The sequence below is a fragment of the Streptomyces aurantiacus genome (assembly GCF_027107535.1).
GTDB lineage: Bacteria > Actinomycetota > Actinomycetes > Streptomycetales > Streptomycetaceae > Streptomyces.
Map to the genome: position 1 here is coordinate 583,522 of NZ_CP114283.1, position 15,746 is coordinate 599,267.

The following is a 15,746-nucleotide window of genomic DNA, read 5'->3' on the forward strand; positions in this document are numbered from 1 at the left end:
TGGGCAACCGCTTCGGGCGGCTGCCCACGTCCGCGGTGTCGGGGGCCTGAGGGGGATCCGTCGGGGCGGGTGCGTTGTGGCTGGTCGCGCAGTTCCCCGCGCCCCTGAAGGGGCGCGTCAGGACGGGTTTTTGTGGGCTCCCGCGCTCCAGCGGCCCAGGACCGGTTCGCCCGCTGTGCGGGCCGCGAGGCACAGGGTCTGGCCGTGGCGGGTGAAGAGCTCGTCGCGGGAGCCGAAGTGGCCGAGGTCGCTCAGGACGCGGGCCGACAGGTCGCAGGCCGTGCCCGACGCGGTGCAGTTCGACGCCCCGCCCCAGTCGACCGTCGTACGGGCCACGGCGTCGAAGAGCGTCTCGCCGCCCTGGTTGGTGAACCCGGCGCCGCGGTCGCCCGTCCCGTCGCCCGGCTCCGTGAGCGGGCCCTCGGGGGGCATCGACCCGCCACCGGCGCCGCCGTCGGCCGTGCCGAACAGTTCGCCGATCGGTATCCACGCCTTTGCCGGCCGGAACTCGGGCCAGGCCAGCAGCACCTGCTCCGGCACCAGCGGCTTCAGCCGGGGAAACCGCGGGTACCAGAAGACCCCGTCGACCAGCAGCCCCCGTACCCGCGTGGGTACGCCCATCGCGCGGGCGGCCGCTTCCAGCACCGCCATCCGCTGACTGCACGACCCGCGCCCGAGCCGCAGCGTCCGCGAGACCCGGCGCCGGTCCTCGACGGAGTACACGGGCCGTATCTCCCGCGCGACGATCCCGTGCGCCACGCGCAGCGCGTCGAGCGGCCCCGCGGGCCCGGCGGCCCGCACGCGTTCCACCAGGGCGGTGACGCCGGGGCCGGTCCAGTCCAGGATCGCGGTGGGCCGTGTCGAGCCCGGGACGTCCGCCGTCGCCGGAGGCCGCGCACCCGCCCCCTCCGCGCGCTCCGCCCGCCGGTACGGCATCAGCAATCGGCTGGTCACGGCCACCGCCCCCGCTTCTCTCCAGGAATTCCCGTCATCATCACACGCGTCCGCGCACCCGTTCGGGGCGGTGCGGGGGCAGCCCGGCGGGACGGATTCCGGCCGCGCCGGGAGGAGGGCCGACCTCCGGGTACGAAAAGGCGTACGTATCTTGGGCGTTGGAACTTGAACGCTGAACCTTGGACCTTAGGTTTGTGCGTGTTCGTACACGCCTTGGATGAGAAGACGGTGCCCATGACCGATCACGAGAGCCCGACGGGACAGCCGGCCCGGCAGAGGATCGACACCTCCGTGCCGCACTCGGCCCGGATCTGGAACTACTGGCTGGGCGGCAAGGACAACTACCCCGTGGACGAGGAGGCCGGCGACGCCTACACAGCCGTCTTCCCCGGCATCGTGACCATCGCCCGCAGCAGCCGTGCCTTCCTCGGCCGCAGCATCCGTTACCTGGTGGAGGAGGCGGGCATCCGGCAGTTCCTGGACGTGGGCACCGGCCTGCCGACCGTGGACAACACGCACGAGGTCGCCCAGCGGCTCGCACCGGAGTCCAAGGTCGTCTACGTCGACAACGATCCGCTGGTCCTCGCCCACGCCCGGGTCCTGCTCACCTCCTCGCCGGAGGGGGCCACCGACTACGTGGACGCCAGCCTCTACACGCCGGACAGCATCCTGGAGGCGGCCGCCCGGACCCTGGACCTCACCCGCCCGACCGCCCTGATCCTGAGCGGCATCCTCGGTCACGTCGCGGACTACGACCGGGCCCGCGCCCTGGTCCGCGACCTGCTGGACGGCCTTCCGTCCGGCAGCTACCTCTGCGTCAACGACGGCTCCCGCGGCACCGACCCGACCTACGAGGCGGCCCAGGACGGCTACAACGAGACCGGCGCGGTCCCGTACTTCCTGCGTCCCGTCCCCCAGATCGAGGCGTTCTTCGAGGGGCTGGAGATGGTGGAGCCGGGCGTCGTGTCCGTTCCGCTGTGGCGCCCGGAGAAGAACGGCTCCGGTGAGCCGACGCCGATCGGCCAGCACGGGGGCCTGGGCCGCAAGCCCTGACACGAGCGGCCGCGTACACCTCCGGTGGCCGCCTCCCGCGGGAGCGGGCGGGCGGCCACCGGAGGCGTACGCGATGCGCGAGGGGCGTCACGACCTGGCGCCGGAGCGCCGCGGCTTCGCCCCGGGACCTACGACTTCGCGCCCGAGACCTCCACGGGCCCGGAGCGCCCGCCGCCGGTGTCCCCTCCACCGGTGTCCCCGGCTGTGGCCACCGCCTGCGCGGCGGGCCGCCGGCTCGGCAGGAACGCGGCAAGGGCGAGGGCGAGGAGCGCCGCTCCGGCACCGATGGCCATGACCACCTTGAAGCCGTTCTCGGAGGGCAGCGCGGTGGTGCCGAAGTCCGTGGTCATCTGCGCCAGGACGACACCGGCGACGGCGCTGGCGAAGGACGTACCGATGGACCGCATCAGGGTGTTGAGGCTGTTGGCGGCTGCCGTCTCGGAGGCGGGCACGGCGCCCATGATCAGCGCGGGCATCGCCCCGTAGGCGAAGCCGACACCGCCGCCGATGACGCAGGAGACCAGGACGAGGTGCCAGACCTCGGACATCAGCACGATGTTCAGGCCGTAGCCGGCGGCGACGATGACGGCACCCGTCATCAGGGTGATCTTCGGGCCCCGGGACTTGGTGATGGCGGCGGAGAGCGGCGCCATGGCCATCATCACCAGACCCTGCGGAGCGAGCACCAGGCCCACGGTCATCATGGACTTGCCGAGGCCGTAACCGGTCTGCTCGGGCAGCTGCAGCAACTGCGGCAGGACCAGCGACATCGCGAACATCGAGAAGCCGAACGCGATCGAGGCGAGGTTGGTGAACAGCACCTGACGGCGGGCGGTGGTGCGCAGGTCCACCAGCGGCTGACGGGTACGCAGCTCGTAGAAGCCCCACGCCACCAGGACGAGCACCGCGACGGCGAACAGGCCGAGGACGGACCCGCTGGTCCAGCCCCAGTCGCCGCCCTTGGAGACGGCCAGCAGCAGGGACACGAGCCCCGTGGCCATGCCGAGGGCGCCGATGAGGTCGAAGCGGCCGCCGGTGCGCACCTTCGACTCGGGCACGAGCGTCAGGACGAGGGCGAGGGCCACGGCACCGAGGGCGGCCGAGGTCCAGAACAGCACGTGCCAGTCGAAGTTGTCGGCGAGGAACGCCGCGGAGGGCAGGCCGAGGGCGCCGCCGACGCCCAGTGAGGCACTCATCAGCGCGGTCGACCCGGCGAGCCGCTCGGCCGGCAGCACGTCGCGCATGATGCTGATGCCGAGGGGGATGACACCGGCGGCCAGGCCCTGGAGGGCCCGTCCGGCGATCATCGGGACGACGGAGTCGCTCAGCGCGGCCACGACCGAGCCAAAGATCAGCGAGGCGATGCTGATCAGCAGCATGCGGCGCTTGCCGTACATGTCGCCGAGGCGGCCGACCACGGGAGTGGCGACGGCGGCGGCGAGCAGGGTGGCCGTGATCGTCCAGGCGGTGTTCGACGCCGAGGCGTCGAGGAGCCGGGGCAGCTCGGGGACGATCGGGATGACGAGCGTCTGCATCAGCGAGACGACGATTCCGGCGAAGGCCAGGACCGCCACGACGGCGTTCGGCCTGGGCGGGGCGGAACCCCCGGCCGCGGCGGATCGGTGAAGGGCGTCGGACATCGGAGTGCCTCCGTCGGAAGGAACAGGAGAGATTTGCTTGACTCACTCAACGATAAAGTGAATTGATTGACTTACGCAAGTGGATGGAGGTCCGGAGCGGCAAAGCTCGAGCAAAGGGGAGGGAGGGTGGCCGGCCGGGCGCCCTGTGGGTCACCGCACGGCCGTCGTGCCAGGGCGCGCGGCGAACGACGAAGGGCGGGACCCGAAGGTCCCGCCCGAATCATCCTCGAGGCAACTCGCCTACGGCCACACCAGGCAGTACGGCTGATGCCCCGCCTCGTGCAGCCGGTGGCTGAAGTCCTGCCACTCGTGCAGCAGTTGGTAGACGTTGAACGCGTCGCGGGGGCCGCCGCGGTCCGGGACCGTCGACCAGATGAAGGCGGCCGCACCCACGGCCTCCTCGCCGATGCCGCGGAGCGGGTCGACGACGGTCATGGGGAGCTTGACCACGGCGTAGTCGGGATGGAGGACGACGAGTTCGAGCGGGGGCACCTTGTGCAGGGGTATGCCCTCTATGCCGGTGAGAACCATCGCGGCCATCGTCTCGGGCTTGATCTTCGTGAACATGCCGTTCATGCCGAGCTCGTCGCCGCCGAGTTCCTCCGGGCGCATGGAGATCGGGACGCGGGCGGCGGTCGCGCCGTCCGGGGCCCCGAAGTATTTGTACGTCACCCCCACCCGGCCACCATTCCCGCTTCCTGGCCTGAGCTGGTCTGCCCCGCGGTCCGTGTAGTCCATACCGTCCATACGCGCGGACGGGTCGATCCGCTCAGGTTCGCCCTGCGATCCCTGTGTCTGCCGTGCCTCGGCAGCCTCCGCCTCGCGCCGGTGCTTCCCCCGCCGGGCACGCCGAGGACCGAGGTCATCGGTCCCCTCGCCCAGTCCACCACCGCGATGCATATCTCCACCCGACTGCTTTTCCAGGGCGCGCGACCCCCGCCACGCAACCCGATCATCGTGACAGTGACCTCCCCCGCGGCCGCACGCCGAAACGTACGTTGAAACACCTGTCCGCAGGATCTTCGCAGCCTCTGACACCATGGTCCGTGTGAGCTATCCGTACGAAGCCCCAGTTTCGCAGACTCTTTTCGACCGTGCGGCGGCCGTGACGCCCGGCGGCGTGAACTCTCCCGTCCGCGCGTTCCGCGCCGTGGGCGGTACGCCCCGGTTCATGGTGTCCGGTAACGGTCCATACCTGACGGATGCCGACGGGAGGGAGTATGTGGACCTCGTTTGTTCGTGGGGGCCGATGATCCTCGGCCATTCCCGTCCCGAGGTCATCGCGGCGGTCCAGGCGGCCGTCTCCCGAGGCACCTCCTTCGGTACGCCGGGTGAGGGCGAGGTCGCGCTCGCCGAGGAGATCGTCGCCCGCGTCGAGCCGGTCGAGCAGGTCCGGCTCGTGTCCAGCGGCACCGAGGCGACCATGTCCGCCATCCGTCTCGCGCGCGGTTTCACCGGGCGCGCCAAGGTCGTGAAGTTCGCCGGCTGCTACCACGGGCACGTAGACGCGCTGCTGGCCGCGGCGGGCAGCGGCCTCGCCACGTTCGCGCTGCCCGACACCCCCGGCGTCACGGGCGCCCAGGCCGGGGACACCATCGTCCTTCCGTACAACGACCTCGACGCCGTACGCGCGGCCTTCCGCGCGCATCCCGGCGAGATCGCCTGTGTGATCACCGAGGCCTCGCCCGGCAACATGGGCGTCGTGCCGCCCGGGCCCGGCTTCAACCAGGGACTCAAGGACGCCTGCGCGGCGGACGGGGCCCTCTACATCTCCGACGAGGTCATGACCGGCTTCCGGACCAGCAGGGCCGGCTGGTACGGGGTGGACGGGGTCGCGCCCGACCTCATGACCTTCGGCAAGGTCATGGGCGGCGGCTTCCCGGCCGCGGCCTTCGGTGGGCGCGGGGACGTGATGGCGCACCTCGCGCCCGTGGGCCCCGTCTACCAGGCGGGCACGCTGTCCGGGAACCCGGTCGCGACCGCCGCGGGCCTCGCCCAGCTGCGGCTGCTCGACGACGCCGCGTACGCCAAGGTCGACGCGGTGTCGGAGCAGATCCGTACGCTCGTCACGGACGCCCTCACCAAGGAAGGTGTGGTGCACAGACTGCAGAACGCGTCCAACATGTTCTCCGTCTTCTTCACCGGGGGAGACGTACGCAATTACGAGGACGCGAAGACGCAGGAGTCGTACCGCTTCAACGCCTTCTTCCACTCGATGCTGGCGCAGGGTGTGTACCTGCCGCCGTCCTCGTTCGAGTCCTGGTTCGTGTCGACGGCGCACGACGACCGGGCGGTACAGCGGATCGCCGACGCCCTTCCGGCGGCGGCACGGGCAGCAGCGGAGGCCACGGCAGCATGAGTGACATCACCGTCGTACACGTGATGCGGCACGGGGAGGTCGCCAATCCGGGCGGCCTGCTCTACGGGCGGCTGCCCGGCTACCACCTGTCCGAGCTGGGGCGGCGGATGGCCGAGCGGGTCGCCGAGCACCTCGCCCCCCGGGACATCACGCACGTCGTCTCCTCCCCGCTGGAGCGGGCCCGTGAGACGGCCACGCCGGTCGCCGAGGCGCACGGTCTCGACCTCGCGACCGACGCCCGGCTGATCGAGGCGGAGAACGTCTTCCAGGGCAAGGCCTTCGGGGTCGGGGACGGCGCGCTGCGGCGGCCCGAGAACTGGAAGCACCTCGTCAACCCGTTCCGGCCGTCCTGGGGCGAGCCGTACCTGGAGCAGGTCGTACGGATGATGGGGGCGCTGGACGCGGCGAAGGACGCGGCGCGGGGGCACGAGGCCGTGTGTGTCAGCCACCAGCTGCCCATCTGGATCGTGCGGTCCTTCGTGGAGCGGCGGCGGCTGTGGCACGACCCACGCAAGCGGCAGTGCACGCTCGCGTCGCTGACGACCTTCACCTACCAGGGCGACAACATCGTGTCCGTCGGGTACACCGAGCCCGCGCGGGATCTGGTGCCGGCGCATCTCCTCGCCGGTGCCAAGCCGGTGAAGGGTGGGTCCAAGGCCTTCGGAGCGTAGGCGCTCCGGCGGCCTCGGGCCCGGGGCCGCCCCGGGCCGGCCCGTCGCCGGCCCTGGACGGCCGGGTCCGTCTGCTTTCGTCGTGCGGGTGCGTGGGGGCTGGGCGCGCAGTTCCCCGCGCCCGTGTAGGGCGCGCCCCTTCCGGGGCGGCCTACAGGGACGGGTATTCGGGTCCTGTAGTTCCGTTGCGTCCGTTACAGGTTCATCTTCGGATAGTCACCGAAATATGTGTGTGTGGCATGGAACCCGCCAGTTCGTCGTCCCCTCTAACCCGGTGTCCATCTGGTTTGGGCACAGGGCACGACGAATGGGGACGGAATGCGGGACATCAGTCGAAGGGGAATGCTGGGACTCGGAGCAGGCGCGGCGGCGGCCGCGGGGCTCGTCGGCTGCGGCAGCGCACTGGGAGACGGCTCCAGGGACGTCGGAGGTTCCGGAAACGCCGGTGGCGGCGGCAACAAGGGTGGCGGACGCCCCGCCCGCCTCCTCGGTGACGGTTCCACCTCCTACACCGGGAAGCAGCCCAGGCAGCCCGGCAGGCCCGTGCCGCTCGAACCGGGCGAGACCCCGCCGCAGTTCGTCGTCTTTTCCTGGGACGGCGCGGGAGATGTCGGCAACGGCCTCTTCGAGCGATTCCTGAAACTCTCCGAAGAACACGACGCGCGCATGACGTTCTTCCTCTCCGGTCTCTATCTCCTGCCCGAGTCGAAAAAGCGCAAGTACCTCCCGCCGAACAACGCGCCGGGCGCTTCCGACATCGGATATCTGACGGACGCGCACATCAGGTCGACGCTGAAGAACCTGCGTCGGGCCTGGCTCGACGGACACGAGATAGGCACCCACTTCAACGGCCACTTCTGCGGCGGCACCGGCACGGTCGAGAACTGGACCCCGGCCCAGTGGAAGAGCGAGATCACCCAGGCGAAGGCCTTCGTCAAGGAGTGGCGTACGAACACGGGCTGGACCGAGGCCGAGGTGCCCGCGCTGCCCTTCGACTACGAGAAGGAACTCATCGGGGGCCGCACCCCGTGTCTGAAGGGCCAGAGCAACCTGCTGCCCACCGCCCGCGAGCTCGGCTGGCGCTACGACGCCTCCTCGCCCGGCGGCCTCCAGATCTGGCCCGCGAAGAAGAGCGGTGTCTGGGACCTGCCGCTCCAGGCCGTCCCGTTCCCCGGCCACTCCTTCGAGGTCCTCTCCATGGACTACAACATCCTCGCGAACCAGTCGGTCAACTCGACCCAGGCTCCGCCCGCCAACTACCCGGCCTGGCGCAAGCAGGCGACCAACGCGTACATAGCGGGCTTCAAGCGGGCATACGAGACGAACCGCGCCCCCTTCTTCGTCGGTAACCACTTCGAGGAATGGAACGGCGGCATCTACATGGACGCCGTCGAGGGAGCGCTGAAGCACATCGCGGGCAAGAAGGACGTACGCATGGTGTCGTTCCGCCAGTTCGTGGACTGGCTCGACGTGCAGGACGCGGCCGTCCTGGAGAAGCTGCGGACCCTGGGAGTGGGCCAGGAGCCGGCCGGTGGCTGGAACACGTTCCTCGGTGCCACCGCCACGAACTCCTCGGACGAGTCGGCGAAGGGCTCGGGTCAGGCCGCCTGACGGCCTCCGCGTTCAGCCCCCGAAATGCTGTCCGACGTGCGGTTATCCGCCCGTGAGGGGGGTGCGCAAGATCCCCGGAACGGACATGCGAAACTTTTCACATGAGTGCCGCCCACCGCGCCCCCCAGCGCACGAACCGGACCTTCCAGCGCACCAACCGGACCCGTGGCCGTGCCGCTTCGCTGGCCGGCGGGGTCGTCGCCGCGGCGCTGCTCCTGTCCGCCTGCGGCTCCGGGGGCAAGGCCGGCGGGTCGGGCGACACCGGCTTCGTCACCGGCTCCGACGGCATCGCCACGGTCGAGAAGGGCAGCCGCACCCCGGCCCCCGACCTGTCCGGCAAGACCCTCGAGGGCAAGCAGCTCGACGTCGCCGACTACAAGGGCAAGATCGTCGTCCTGAACGTCTGGGGCTCCTGGTGCGGCCCGTGCCGCCTGGAGGCGAAGAACTTCGTCAAGGTCTCCGAAGACCTCAAGGACCAGGGCGTGCAGTTCGTCGGCATCAACACCCGCGACACCAGCACCAGCCCGGCGATCGCCTTCGAGAAGGAACAGGGCGTCACCTACCCGAGTCTGTACGACCCCACGGGCAAGCTGATGCTCCGCTTCAAGAAGGGCACGCTCAACCCGCAGACGATCCCCTCCACGCTCGTCCTCGACCGGGACGGCAAGGTCGCCTCCCGCTCGCTGTCGGCACTCAGTGAGGCGAATCTGCGCAAGATGCTCAAGCCGATCCTCGCGGAGAAGTGACGGCTCGTGTCTCTTCTCGTAGCCGCGGGCACCGACCCCAACCAGACCGTCCTCAACGGGGCGCTGGTACTCGCCGTCCCGATCGCCCTGCTCGGCGGGCTCATCTCCTTCTTCTCGCCGTGCGTGCTGCCGCTCGTGCCCGGCTACCTGTCCTACGTCACCGGGGTCAGCGGCACCGACCTGGCCGACGCCCGGCGTGGGCGGATGGTCGCCGGGGCCTCACTGTTCGTGCTCGGCTTCACCGCCGTGTTCGTCTCCGGCGGGGCGCTCTTCGGCTACTTCGGGTCGACCCTTCAGGAGCACAAGGACACCTTGTCCATGGTGCTCGGCGTCCTCATGGTCCTCATGGGCGTGTTCTTCCTCGGGCTGATGCCCTGGCTGACCCAGCGCGAGTTCCGCTTCCACAAGCGGCCGGTGGCCGGACTGGTCGGCGCCCCTCTGCTGGGTGCCCTGTTCGGAATCGGCTGGACGCCCTGCATCGGGCCGACGCTCGCCTCCGTGCTGGCCCTCTCCTCCGACCAGGCGAGCGCCGGACGCGGGGCCATACTGACGGTCGCGTACTGCGTCGGTCTGGGCGTGCCCTTCGTCGTCGCCGCGGTCGCCTTCCGCAAGGCGCTCGGCGCCTTCGGCTGGGTCAAGCGCCACTACGTGTGGGTGATGCGTGTCGGCGGCGGCATGATGATCGCGACCGGTCTGCTCCTGCTGACCGGCGCGTGGGACAGCATCGTGCAGGAGATGCAGGGCTGGTCCGACGGCTTCACGGTAGGGGTCTGAATCGATGGGCACGACACGGGACCGGGACACCGACGTGCGGACCGGTGCGCAGAACGACACCGCCCCGGCGGGGGACACGGGCGATCTCGGCGAGGCCGGCGCGCAGTTGTCCACCGCGCCCCGGGAGACGGCGATGCCCGGCTCCTTCGGCGGTTCCCGCACCCCCGGCGCCCTGGGATGGCTCGCCTGGACCGGCCGCGAGGTCTTCGGCTGGACCCGCTGGATCTGGCGGCAGCTGACCTCGATGCGGGTCGCGTTGCTCCTGCTCTTCCTGCTGTCCCTCGGCGCGATCCCCGGCTCGCTGATCCCGCAGTCCGGGACCGACGACACGAAGGTCGCCGAGTTCCGTGCACAGCACACCACGCTCGGCCCGCTCTACGAGCAGCTCGGGCTCTTCCACGTCTACAGCTCGGTGTGGTTCTCCGCGATCTACATCCTGCTCTTCGTCTCGCTCATCGGCTGCATCGTGCCCCGCACCTGGCAGTTCGTCGGCCAGCTGCGCGGCCGCCCGCCGGGTGCGCCGCGCCTGCTGACCCGGCTGCCCGCGTACACGACGTGGCGGACCGGGGCCGAGCCGGAGGCGGTCCGCGCGGAGGCGCTCAAGCTCCTGAAGCAGCGCCGCTTCCGTGCGCACCTCGCCGGGGACGCCGTCGCCGCCGAGAAGGGCTATCTCCGTGAGGTCGGCAACCTCGCCTTCCACATCGCGCTGATCGTGATGCTGGTCGCCTTCGCCTGGGGCCAGCTCTTCAAGTCCGAGGGCAACAAACTGGTCGTCGAGGGTGACGGTTTCGCCAACACCCTCACGCAGTACGACGACTTCAAGTCCGGGAACCTCTTCGACACGGACGATCTGGAGCCGTTCAGCTTCGTGCTGGACGACTTCAAGGGCACGTACGAGAACACGGGCCCCAACAAGGGCACTCCCCGTACGTACCAGGCGACCGTCGACTACAGCGTGGGCGCGGACGGCAAGGCGAAGAGGAAGACCGTCAAGGTCAACGAGCCGCTGGAGATCGACGGCTCGAAGGTCTACCTCACCGCTCACGGCTACGCGCCCGTCATCACCGTCCGGGACGGCAAGGGCGAGGTCGTCTACCGCCAGGCCGTGCCACTGCTGCCGCTCGACTCCAACGTCACCTCGACCGGCGCGATCAAGGTCATGGACGGTTACCGGAACGCCGAGGGGAAGCGGGAGCAGCTCGGCTTCCAGGCCTTCTTCCTGCCGGCGTACGGCGGGGACGGCACCGCGGTGGTCTCGCAGTTCCCGGCGCTGCTGAACCCGGTGCTGAACCTGGCCGCGTACCACGGCGACCTCGGTGTCGACGCGGGTCTCCCGCAGAGTGTGTACCAGCTGGAGAAGAAGAACATGAAGGAGTTCAAGGACTCCAAGGGCAAGCAGCTCAGGGAGAACCTGAAGCCCGGCGAGACCATGCAGCTCCCGAACGGCGCCGGCTCGATCACCTTCGAGAAGGGGATCAAGGAGTGGGCGAACTTCCAGGTCACCCGTCAGCCCGGCTCCGGCTGGGCCCTCGTCGGATCGTTCACCGCCATCTTCGGTCTCGCGGCCTCCCTCTTCATCCAGCGCCGCCGCGTCTGGGTGCGGGCCACCGCCGGCCCCGACGGTGTCACGGTCGTCGAGATGGCGGGCCTCGGCCGCAGCGAGTCCGCCAAGGTCCCGGAGGAACTGGGCACCCTGGCCGGCCACCTGTACGACCTGGCGCCGGGCGCCCCCGACAGCCCGGAGCAGGACCCGGACCCGGGCCCCGGGCCCGAGAACGCGACTTCCACCCCCGAACCCCCCGCCGTACCTGCCGAAGGGGCTGAGACCAAGTGACTCTCGCCGCCGCAACCGACCTCGCCGCCGCGACCAACGAAAACCTCGCGAACCTCAGCAACACGCTGATCTACTCCGCGATGGCCGTCTACACGCTGGCCTTCTTCGCGTACATCGCCGAATGGATCTTCGGCAGTCGCAGCACGGTCGGCCGCACGGCCGCCGCGCTCACCGCCGGGGACGCCAAGAAGGCGGGGGCTCCAGCGGTCACCGTGCAGAACGCGGGCGGCACCGCCGTACTGGAACGGCCCAAGGTCGTCACGCGGGCCGCGGCCGGCGCGCGGGACGTGCCGGACGGGCCGGGCGCGCACGGCGGTGACGAGCAGGGGGACCTCTACGGCCGCATCGCCGTGTCCCTCACCGTGCTCGCCTTCCTCATCGAGTTCAGCGGCGTGCTCGCACGCGCCCTGTCGGTGGAGCGGGCGCCGTGGGGCAACATGTACGAGTTCAACATCACCTTCTCCACCGTCGCCGTGGGCGTCTACCTCACGCTCCTCGCGCTGAGGAAGAACATCCGCTGGCTCGGACTCCCCCTGGTCACCTCGGTCCTCCTCGACCTCGGTGTCGCGGTCACCGTGCTCTACACCGCCAGCGACCAGTTGGTCCCCGCCCTGCACTCGTACTGGCTCTACATCCACGTCTCCACGGCGATCCTCTGCGGAGCGGTCTTCTACGTGGGCGCGGTCGCCACGATCCTGTACCTCTTCAAGGACTCGTACGAGAACAAGCTGACGACCGGCGGCAAGCCGGGCCGCTTCGCGACCTCCGTCATGGAGCGGCTGCCCGCCTCGGCCTCGCTCGACAAGTTCTCCTACCGCGTGAACGCCGCGGTCTTCCCGCTGTGGACGTTCACGATCATCGCGGGCGCCATCTGGGCGGGCGACGCGTGGGGCCGCTACTGGGGCTGGGACCCCAAGGAGACCTGGGCGTTCATCACGTGGGTCGCGTACGCCTGCTACCTGCACGCGCGTGCCACGGCCGGCTGGAAGGGCCGCAAGGCCGCGTACATCGCGCTCATCGCCTTCGCCTGCTGGCTGTTCAACTACTACGGCGTGAACATCTTCGTCTCCGGCAAGCACTCCTACGCCGGGGTCTGATCCCTCGGCCCGTCTTCGCCGCGGGCCTGCCGCCGCCCCTACCCGGGCGGCGGCAGCGGTACGAGGAGTGCCCGGGACGAGACGGTGGTGCCGGGCTGCCAGCCGCTGCGCTGGGCCACCTCCGGGAGCGAGCGCCGGACGGCGTGGTGGAGGGACGGGTGCCCGTCGCCGCGCAGGCCCGCGAAGAACGCCACCCGGTCGGCGATGCCGTCGGCCCGGTCCCGCAGTACCGAACCGATCAGGCCGGGGCCCGGAGCGGTCTGCGCGTTGTCGAGGAGCACCAGCGGACGCCCGAGCCGATGGGTGCGCTGCAGGGCACCGGGCAGACCGCCGGTGTACGCGTCGTCGAGGTCGGCCAGCAGGGCCCGTACGAGATGGCGCTCGGCATGGGTGCGGGGGCCGCGGCCCAGCCTGAAGTGCCCGGAGAGCAGCATGAGTCCGAGCTTCGGGTTGCCGCCCGCGTGCGGGTAGTCCCGGTACCAGGCGGCCGCCTTCCGCAGGCGTCGGTGGGTGGACGTGACGCCCTCCGTGAAGGCTTCCAGGGTCGCCTCGATGACCGGCTCGACGACCGGCCCCGTACCGGAGAGCGCGGCGGCCAGTCTGGTCGACACCCGGCCGACCCGGCGCCCCACGAATCCGGCGCCCCAGGACCCGGCGGCGCGTGACCCGGTGTCGTTCAGCAGCAGGAGCCGTTCGGCCTCCTGCCGGATACGCGGCAGGTCCCGGTCGTTCCAGCCGCCCGCCACCACCGCCAGCAGCCCCGCCGCGAGCCGCGGGAACGGGATCCGTCCGGCGCCGGTCACCGGCTCGGCCAGCTGCTCGGCGATCGTCAGCACGGCCTGGGACACCGGCGACCACGCCTCGCGGGGCCGCCGCGGCGACGGAACCGCGCCCTGCTCGTCCCCGCACGCGAACAGCTCGTCCTCGCAGTCGATCAGCGCGACCGGCGTATGCCCTTCGTAGGCGTCCCTGAGCTGCTCCAGCACCGCGCTCTTGCCGAGCCCCCGCGCGCCCGCGAACACGACGAACGGCAGCTCCTCCGTGTGCTCCAACGGGCTCGGCCGTTGCTGGAAGGGGCGTAGCCCGACCAGCCGTGGAGCGAGGCCGGGCGGATCCGTGTCGAACAACGCCCCCCGGCCGTGCAGCCCTTCGCGCACCGCATCTCCCCCTGGGGCCCGTGGGTCCTGTACTCGTGCTGCTGTGAGGTCTATCAACAGCCGTGGTGCCCAGGGGGCGTTGCTTCGGAGTGGATCGCGTGATGTCCGCGGGCTTCCGGAAATGTCGGTGCCGTCGGCGGAGTTCGACCACGGAACGGCCGGTCCGCGAGGGCGTCCGCCGCGCTCCGCCCACGCGGCCCCGTGCCGTTCAGCCCACGGTGATCGAGTCCAGCTTCTCCCGCAGGTACACGTGGGAGTCGACCGGTTCGTACGCCACGCGGCCGACCGGCGCCGGGACCGACTCGACCCGTGTCCCCGGGGTGCACTCGCCGAAGTAGACGAGGGACATCAGCTCCTCGGTGGGGGCGTCGGACGGCGGGGGCAGCACGCGGTGGCGGCCCGAACGCCAGCGGTCGCCGGTCCAGCGGGCCATCAGGTCACCGATGTTGATGGTGAAGGCATCCGGGTCGAAGGGCGCGTCCTCCCAGCCGCCCTCGTCGGTGTAGACCTGCAGACCGCCCCTGCCCGCCTGCCGGTCGAGGATGGTGACCGTGCCGAAGTCGGTGTGGGGGCCGATGCGGAACTGGCCCTCCTGGGGCTCGCCGACGACCTCCGTGCCCGGGTACCAGTTGATGTTGAAGCCGTACGTCGGGTGGTCCATGTGCCGGGTGAAGAAGTCGGGCTCCAGGCCCAGCGCCTCGCCGAGCAGGGCGAGGAGGTGGTTCTCCAGCTCGCCCATCCGCGCCAGGTACTCCTCGCACAGGGCCCGCAGTTCGGGGGTCTCGGCGGGCCAGACGTTCGGCGCGTACCACTCCGCGTTGGTCGCCGGGTCGTCGAAGGGCTCGTGCGTCGCGAAGGTCAGGGACTCCTTGAGGTCGGGCGGGGTGGGCGTGCCCTCCGCGTAGCCGTTGGCCTCGGCGCCCGGACCGAGCCAGCCGCGCCCGCCGACCTTCGCCGCGTACGGCTCCTTGGCCCCGGCGGGGAGCGTGAAGAAGACGCGGGCCGCCTCGCGGACCCGGGCCCGCAGGTCCGGGTCGACGCCGTGCCCGGTCACCAGCAGGAAGCCGGCACTCCGCAGGGCCCCGTCGACCGTGCGGGCGATCCGGGCGCGGGCCCCGGGGTCGCCGGAGAGCCACGGCCCGAGGTCGACGGTCGGGACACGGGGTCCGGCGGACGGGAGGCGTGGTCCGGTGGCGTCCGGCGTGCGGGAACCGGCGGCCGGGGTGCGGGGGCTGTCGGGGGTCGCGGTGTCACTCACCGATGTCCTCATTCCACAGTGCCGGGTTGTTCCTGACGAAGTCGCGCATCAGGGCGACGCACTCGGCGTCGTCGAGGAGCACGATCTCCACGCCGTGCTCCGCCAGCCAGTCGTGCCCGCCGTGGAAGGTCTCGGCCTCCCCGACGACGACCCGGGAGATCCCGAACTGCCGGACCAGACCGCTGCAGTACCAGCACGGCGAGAGCGTCGTCACCATCGTCGTGCCGCGGTACGAGCCCTGCCGTCCCGCGTTCCGGAAGGCGGCCGTCTCCGCGTGCGTGGACGGGTCGCCGTCCTGGACGCGGCGGTTGCGGCCCCGGCCGAGCAGTGTGCCGTCCGCCGCGTACAGCGCGGCGCCGATGGGGATGCCGCCCTCGGCGAGCCCGGCCCTGGCCTCCTCGACGGCGGTCGCGAGCCATGCGCGGGCCCGTGCCGGGTCGATGCGCTCCACGTCTCTCATGATTCCCACTCTCCCGCGGCCGGCTCTCCCGCGGCCCGAAAACCGGGGCAACGTGCGGAACGTACCCCTCCGGCAGCGGAGGCGTGCGCGCACCTAGGAGGCGTACACGCGCCGGGCGGGACGCGGCGACCA

The 15,746-nt window shown here is 70.9% G+C and carries 14 protein-coding genes; 8 read left to right on the top strand and 6 right to left on the bottom strand.

Annotated elements, in window-relative coordinates:
• Nucleotides 1-117: 117 nt before the first annotated feature.
• Nucleotides 118-954, bottom strand: coding sequence for a transglutaminase domain-containing protein (locus O1Q96_RS04285; RefSeq protein WP_269246925.1), 837 nt, complete (start codon nucleotides 952-954; stop codon nucleotides 118-120).
• A 234-nt stretch (nucleotides 955-1,188) separates the two neighbouring features.
• On the opposite strand from O1Q96_RS04285, the gene O1Q96_RS04290 reads away from it, so the two are divergent.
• Nucleotides 1,189-2,007, top strand: a complete 819-nt coding sequence (locus O1Q96_RS04290) for an SAM-dependent methyltransferase (RefSeq protein WP_269246926.1) — start codon at nucleotides 1,189-1,191, stop codon at nucleotides 2,005-2,007.
• A gap of 128 nt (nucleotides 2,008-2,135) precedes the next feature.
• Here the strand turns inward: O1Q96_RS04290 and O1Q96_RS04295 are convergent, their stop codons facing one another.
• Together O1Q96_RS04295 and O1Q96_RS04300 are read right to left on the bottom strand one after the other, a co-directional pair.
• Nucleotides 2,136-3,647 (bottom strand): MFS transporter, encoded by a 1,512-nt coding sequence (locus O1Q96_RS04295; protein ID WP_269246927.1) that lies wholly within the window; start codon nucleotides 3,645-3,647, stop codon nucleotides 2,136-2,138.
• A gap of 240 nt (nucleotides 3,648-3,887) precedes the next feature.
• Complete coding sequence (locus O1Q96_RS04300) at nucleotides 3,888-4,547, bottom strand: hypothetical protein (protein ID WP_269246928.1); 660 nt, start codon at nucleotides 4,545-4,547, stop codon at nucleotides 3,888-3,890.
• A 139-nt stretch (nucleotides 4,548-4,686) separates the two neighbouring features.
• Between O1Q96_RS04300 and hemL the strand changes: the two genes are divergently transcribed.
• The 7 genes from hemL to ccsB all read left to right on the top strand — a co-directional run bounded on the left by hemL (nucleotide 4,687) and on the right by ccsB (nucleotide 12,739).
• Nucleotides 4,687-6,006, top strand: coding sequence for a glutamate-1-semialdehyde 2,1-aminomutase (gene hemL, locus O1Q96_RS04305; RefSeq protein WP_269246929.1), 1,320 nt, complete (start codon nucleotides 4,687-4,689; stop codon nucleotides 6,004-6,006).
• A complete protein-coding gene (locus O1Q96_RS04310) occupies nucleotides 6,003-6,677 on the top strand; it encodes a histidine phosphatase family protein (RefSeq protein WP_269246930.1) in 675 nt (224 codons plus the stop codon). The genes hemL and O1Q96_RS04310 overlap by 4 nt, the downstream gene beginning before the upstream one ends.
• A gap of 318 nt (nucleotides 6,678-6,995) precedes the next feature.
• On the top strand, nucleotides 6,996-8,288 hold the full coding sequence (locus tag O1Q96_RS04315; protein WP_269246931.1) for a polysaccharide deacetylase family protein: 1,293 nt from the start codon (nucleotides 6,996-6,998) through the stop codon (nucleotides 8,286-8,288).
• 101 nt (nucleotides 8,289-8,389) lie between these two features.
• Nucleotides 8,390-9,034: a TlpA family protein disulfide reductase gene (locus tag O1Q96_RS04320; RefSeq protein WP_269246932.1), complete on the top strand. Its 645-nt coding sequence runs from the start codon at nucleotides 8,390-8,392 to the stop codon at nucleotides 9,032-9,034.
• 6 nt (nucleotides 9,035-9,040) lie between these two features.
• Nucleotides 9,041-9,808, top strand: a complete 768-nt coding sequence (locus O1Q96_RS04325) for a cytochrome c biogenesis CcdA family protein (RefSeq protein ID WP_269246933.1) — start codon at nucleotides 9,041-9,043, stop codon at nucleotides 9,806-9,808.
• A gap of 4 nt (nucleotides 9,809-9,812) precedes the next feature.
• Nucleotides 9,813-11,642 (top strand): cytochrome c biogenesis protein ResB, encoded by a 1,830-nt coding sequence (gene resB, locus O1Q96_RS04330; protein ID WP_269246934.1) that lies wholly within the window; start codon nucleotides 9,813-9,815, stop codon nucleotides 11,640-11,642.
• A complete protein-coding gene (gene ccsB, locus O1Q96_RS04335; RefSeq protein ID WP_269246935.1) occupies nucleotides 11,639-12,739 on the top strand; it encodes a c-type cytochrome biogenesis protein CcsB in 1,101 nt (366 codons plus the stop codon). The genes resB and ccsB overlap by 4 nt, the downstream gene beginning before the upstream one ends.
• A 38-nt stretch (nucleotides 12,740-12,777) precedes the next feature.
• On the opposite strand, the gene O1Q96_RS04340 is transcribed toward ccsB, so the two are convergent.
• From O1Q96_RS04340 to O1Q96_RS04350, 3 genes are all read right to left on the bottom strand, one after another.
• Nucleotides 12,778-13,896, bottom strand: coding sequence for a hypothetical protein (locus O1Q96_RS04340; RefSeq protein WP_331276024.1), 1,119 nt, complete (start codon nucleotides 13,894-13,896; stop codon nucleotides 12,778-12,780).
• A gap of 208 nt (nucleotides 13,897-14,104) precedes the next feature.
• Nucleotides 14,105-15,154 (bottom strand): isopenicillin N synthase family dioxygenase, encoded by a 1,050-nt coding sequence (locus tag O1Q96_RS04345; RefSeq protein WP_269246936.1) that lies wholly within the window; start codon nucleotides 15,152-15,154, stop codon nucleotides 14,105-14,107.
• Nucleotides 15,147-15,614, bottom strand: a complete 468-nt coding sequence (locus O1Q96_RS04350) for a nucleoside deaminase (protein ID WP_269246937.1) — start codon at nucleotides 15,612-15,614, stop codon at nucleotides 15,147-15,149. Before O1Q96_RS04350 ends, O1Q96_RS04345 begins: the two co-directional genes overlap by 8 nt.
• Between the last annotated feature and the right edge of the window lie 132 nt (nucleotides 15,615-15,746).

What these genes read in the sequence shown, in the direction of transcription:
- O1Q96_RS04315 (WP_269246931.1), top strand. Translation starts at nt 6,996, where the DNA reads ATGCGGGACATCAGTCGAAGGGGAATGCTGGGACTCGGAGCAGGCGCG.
- O1Q96_RS04300 (WP_269246928.1), bottom strand. Translation starts at nt 4,547, where the DNA reads ATGCATCGCGGTGGTGGACTGGGCGAGGGGACCGATGACCTCGGTCCT.
- resB (WP_269246934.1), top strand. Translation starts at nt 9,813, where the DNA reads ATGGGCACGACACGGGACCGGGACACCGACGTGCGGACCGGTGCGCAG.
- hemL (WP_269246929.1), top strand. Translation starts at nt 4,687, where the DNA reads ATGGTCCGTGTGAGCTATCCGTACGAAGCCCCAGTTTCGCAGACTCTT.
- O1Q96_RS04290 (WP_269246926.1), top strand. Translation starts at nt 1,189, where the DNA reads ATGACCGATCACGAGAGCCCGACGGGACAGCCGGCCCGGCAGAGGATC.
- O1Q96_RS04295 (WP_269246927.1), bottom strand. Translation starts at nt 3,647, where the DNA reads ATGTCCGACGCCCTTCACCGATCCGCCGCGGCCGGGGGTTCCGCCCCG.
- O1Q96_RS04320 (WP_269246932.1), top strand. Translation starts at nt 8,390, where the DNA reads ATGAGTGCCGCCCACCGCGCCCCCCAGCGCACGAACCGGACCTTCCAG.
- O1Q96_RS04310 (WP_269246930.1), top strand. Translation starts at nt 6,003, where the DNA reads ATGAGTGACATCACCGTCGTACACGTGATGCGGCACGGGGAGGTCGCC.
- O1Q96_RS04350 (WP_269246937.1), bottom strand. Translation starts at nt 15,614, where the DNA reads ATGAGAGACGTGGAGCGCATCGACCCGGCACGGGCCCGCGCATGGCTC.